Here is a 3,563-nt window from a genome sequence, read left to right on the forward strand (position 1 = left end):
CTCGGGTCAAACTTAAGCCCCAATTCCCTTTCAAGCGCTTTAAGTATGAATGCCTCTGCCTTTTGTTGTTCGGAGGAGTCTGAAAAATGTTTGCTCATGATTTTGAATACCCGCTAACGCCTGCGGTAACCGGCGCCGGAGCGCCAGCGTAGGGAACCAAAAGCGGCACGCTTTTGGCGTCCGGTTGACTGCCTTGTTAAGTGTTTACCGCAGAAATTGCGGGATTCTTGACCTAAAAATATCAACCAACTCTGGGGCCATGTACTCATAATTATCTGGGATGCCCAAACAGATCAATTTTTGATTTTTTAGATGTTCTCTGAATCTCGTTCGCAATTTACGTTTATGGGCGTTTTCCATAACGAAAATAACCTCAGCCCATTCTATGTCTTCAGCTCCTAGAGGCACCTCTGCATCATTATTCAAGCCTGCTGACCTGACTTCGACATTTGGTTCTTCGCTGAAAACAGCCTCAGCTGTCGGGGAGCGAAGCTTGTTCTGACTGCAAACAAAAAGGATTCTAGTCATTGTTCCTGATGACACTTAACGCCGCAATTTGCGCGACGGAGTGGGATGGCGGCTTGTTTGCGTGTTTTTGCAAACAAGGTGACAGCTCACGGAGTTCCGCAAGATTGCTTGGTTATATGTTTTGTTTGGACACATACCGCTCATAGTCCTTTGAAGCCGATAGGTGACAATAAACTGATAAGCAGATTGTAACAAGCCCACCAAAAATTGGATTTAACCAAATTGCCAATAGATTTATAACAGAACACCAAAGCAACTTTTTTTGAAATACTTTAGAGACAATTATTAGAGCTTTTAGTTTTTCGGTTGTATCGATAACCGCATAAGAAGCGTACAAACCTAGAGGCAATGTAATCAAATAGCCTACGTGATTAGCTGCAAAAATAATTGGCATAAATGGAAAGATAAAAACACCAATACCTAGCTTTGGACCACCAAACGCATAGAGCTTGTCATAGACTTCTTGTCTCTTGTCGTGATTGCTCAAACGCTGATTTCCTTATTTACATATAACGCCGCTGTAACTGGCGCGAAATGCGGAGCGGTTTTTTGTGCAATAATGAGCGAAGCGAATGCACAAAAAACTGCGTAGTATTTTGCGTCCGGTTCACAGCTTTGTTAGCTGCGCGCCGGCAACAAAATTGATTTGGCCACGTTTTCAGCATTGTTGATTCACCGCGACGGTTTTAAGGCTTAATGGCAACGCACTACAAAACCCGGAGTAGCCAGGGATGAGCATGTCTCGAAAAGTGCGCCGAACTATGCGGGCCACCGGGCCCAGTACAATAATGGTTAAGAGCCTTGAAGCCAAGGAACGAACGCGTACTGTGGAGCCATTACCACCCAAGCTCAATGGTGCATAATTCTCTACGTGCACCGAACTTCCCGCACCCTCGATACTAAAATGCCTATTCATAATGCCTTCCTTGACGACCTCCGACAACCATGACTGCGCCTGCTAACGCCGCTGTAACTGGCGCGAAATACGGAGCTGTTTTTTGTGCAACAATGAGCGCAGCGAATGCACAAAAAACGGCGTAGTATTTTGCGTCCGGTTCACAGCTTTGTTAGCTGCGCGCCGGCCACAAAGTTGATTTGGCCACGTTTTCAGCATTGTTGATTCATCGCGACGGTTTTAAGGCTTAGTGGCAACATACTGAAAAACCCGAAACTGCCAGGTATGAGCATGCCTCGCAAGTTGCGCCGAACTGTGCGGGCCACCGCGCCCAGTACGATACTGGTTAAGAGCCGTGAATCCAAGGAACGAACGCGTGTTGTGGGTTCACCGCCATCCAAGTTCAATGGTGTACGATTCTCTACGTGCGCCGAACTTGCCACACACTCTACACTAAAATGCCTATTCATAACGCCTTCCCTGAGGGCTCCCTACAACCATGACTGCGCCTGCTAACGCCGCTGTAACTGGCGCGAAATACGGAGCGGTTTTTTGTGCAACAATGAGCGCAGCGAATGCACAAAAAACGGCGTAGTATTTTGCGTCCAGTTGACGGCCTGGTTATGAAATGACTGCACACACTCTCCATGTTCTAAGTTTCGGTTAGGGCACGAAGCTATCTACTTGAACCGCGTTTAAACTGCCGACTTTTCCGGCCAGCTAAGGTCGCATGTGACAGCAGAACAGCGCTACCAATGCCCAAATATTACAACAAACCTTACCGAAGACACACCACTTAAGAACTGTAATTCTTCACTCCAGCATCGATCTCAAGCCATGCCACAGGAACAACGCTGGCGAGGTAAGATCCGGCCTACAGCTCAATGCCGCGAGACTCGTTCTTTAGCAAGACACTCGACTTCAATAGACTCTCGCTTCGTTTCATAACGTTTAGCACAACGGCAGTTCGTAAGTTGCTGTTTTGTGGAAAGCTTTTGCGAAGCAAAACCACAAAACGGCGACTTACGAACTGTCCAGCCGCGAAGCGGCGAGTTGATGCGACTTGTTAGGTTTTGAACCAATAGGTTTTTCTGTGCTTCCGGTATTCATATATAGATCCGACTACCAATAATAAACCTACCCAAGGAAACAATAATGCTCCCCGATTTTCGCTAGCAACGGATTCCTCGTATGAGCGAACTACAACGCCATTTGCAATGATTTCATAAACTGGATTGTAACTATATTCGTGGGCCATAGGTTGCTGAGTTTCAGTTAAGTCAACAAGCACAGTTACATTTGTTCCTACTACCGAAAGTGCGCCATAAATGTCTTTCGCAAGTGAGGAACCGAAGCCGTTGTGGACAAAAGTACCCGCTTCTTTGATTTTGAAACGGACATCCCTACCTCTTTTGCTTGCTCTATTAGCCCACTCGATTTCTCCAGAAATCTTGACTAATTCTGATTTGGAAGGAATTAATTCTAGAAATCTATCACCAAAAAAATGAACTGCCAGAAAAAAAACACCCATTAAAAGCCCTAACGCAGGAATTATTTTTGCCTTAAACATGCTCATTACCAAGTGAAACCTAACGTCGCTGTAACTGGCGGAAAATACGGAGCGGTTTTTTGTGCAACAATGAGCGCAGCGAATGCACAAAAAACTGCGCAGTATTTTGCGTCCGGTTTACAGCCTGGTTATGAGTTTCTGCTATACGATTTATTGACATTTTTTTAACCCCAAAACATCCGGACTATGATCTAGGGTTTTACGATTACCAAGATCGTAGAAGGATGCTAGTGCGTCACTATCGATAGTAATGGGCAGGTCATCATGGTTTAAATCATAATCTGTAAATGTTTTATCTTGATGGTATTTTCTGAAAAAGTAATTTCCATCGATATCTTTAGTTAAAACTCCAGACACACCCGACGCCTTACTGACTTCTGCTACTGATTTTCCGTATCTATATTTTTTGTTCATATACTTCCATAGGTGCCCTTGGCATTTTGGACTCATAACGCCGCTGTAACTGGCGCGAAAAACGGAGCTGTTTTTTGTGCGACAATGAGCGCAGCGAATGCACAAAAAACCGCGTAGTATTTTGCGTCCAGTTGACGGCCTGGTTATGAAATGACT

General features: G+C 45.2%; 4 protein-coding genes. All 4 read right to left on the reverse strand.

Annotation, left to right across the window (positions count from 1 at the left end; translation table 11 throughout):
- Nucleotides 1-204: 204 nt before the first annotated feature.
- Nucleotides 205-528, reverse strand: a complete 324-nt coding sequence (locus G8764_RS22070; protein ID WP_023009701.1) for a low molecular weight protein tyrosine phosphatase family protein — start codon at nt 526-528, stop codon at nt 205-207.
- A gap of 112 nt (nt 529-640) precedes the next feature.
- The gene (locus tag G8764_RS22075) at nt 641-1,015 is read right to left on the reverse strand and encodes a hypothetical protein (RefSeq protein WP_166168511.1); all 375 of its coding nucleotides are present in this window, start codon (nt 1,013-1,015) and stop codon (nt 641-643) included.
- A gap of 1,474 nt (nt 1,016-2,489) precedes the next feature.
- Nucleotides 2,490-2,993, reverse strand: coding sequence for a hypothetical protein (locus tag G8764_RS22080; protein WP_166168514.1), 504 nt, complete (start codon nt 2,991-2,993; stop codon nt 2,490-2,492).
- A gap of 150 nt (nt 2,994-3,143) precedes the next feature.
- Nucleotides 3,144-3,407 carry a hypothetical protein gene (locus G8764_RS22085; protein ID WP_166168517.1) on the reverse strand — a complete coding sequence of 88 codons (264 nt, stop codon included), beginning with the start codon at nt 3,405-3,407 and terminating at the stop codon, nt 3,144-3,146.
- Nucleotides 3,408-3,563: the final 156 nt, after the last annotated feature.

It is taken from the genome of Pseudomaricurvus alcaniphilus, assembly GCF_011440395.1.
Lineage (GTDB): Bacteria > Pseudomonadota > Gammaproteobacteria > Pseudomonadales > Cellvibrionaceae > Pseudomaricurvus > Pseudomaricurvus alcaniphilus.